Consider the following 321-nt stretch of genomic DNA (forward strand, 5'->3'; position numbering starts at 1 on the left):
GGTTGGTGGTGCGGGTGGCTGCGGTGCCGAGTGAGAGGGACCAGAGCCACCAGGCGCCGGGGTGCAGGGGAGCTGGGTGTCGGTGCTGGGGGCGGGGCGTTTGCGCTGCCCGGCGCTGCGGGGTGCCGCCCTCTTCGGGACGGGCGCCGCCCCAGCGGCACGATTGCCCGCAGCCAAGCCGGCTAAGACCGCCCACGCCGCCGTACCTGCCAGATCGCTGCTGCGCCCAGCACCGCCACTACGGCGATTCCCGCCACCAGCCCCAGGGACGGGCCGTCGTCCGAGGTGCCCTTCTTCTGTGCGGACGGCTTCTGCTTCTCG

The 321-nt window shown here is 73.8% G+C and carries 1 protein-coding gene; it reads right to left on the reverse strand.

Features of this window, described 5'->3' with window-relative positions:
- Nucleotides 1-182: 182 nt before the first annotated feature.
- Nucleotides 183-321, reverse strand: a 139-nt coding sequence (locus tag AOQ53_RS47610) for a GPS-CTERM domain-containing protein (RefSeq protein ID WP_269085497.1), incomplete at its 5' end; no start/stop codon positions are given.

This window comes from Streptomyces azureus (assembly GCF_001270025.1).
Classification (GTDB): domain Bacteria; phylum Actinomycetota; class Actinomycetes; order Streptomycetales; family Streptomycetaceae; genus Streptomyces; species Streptomyces azureus.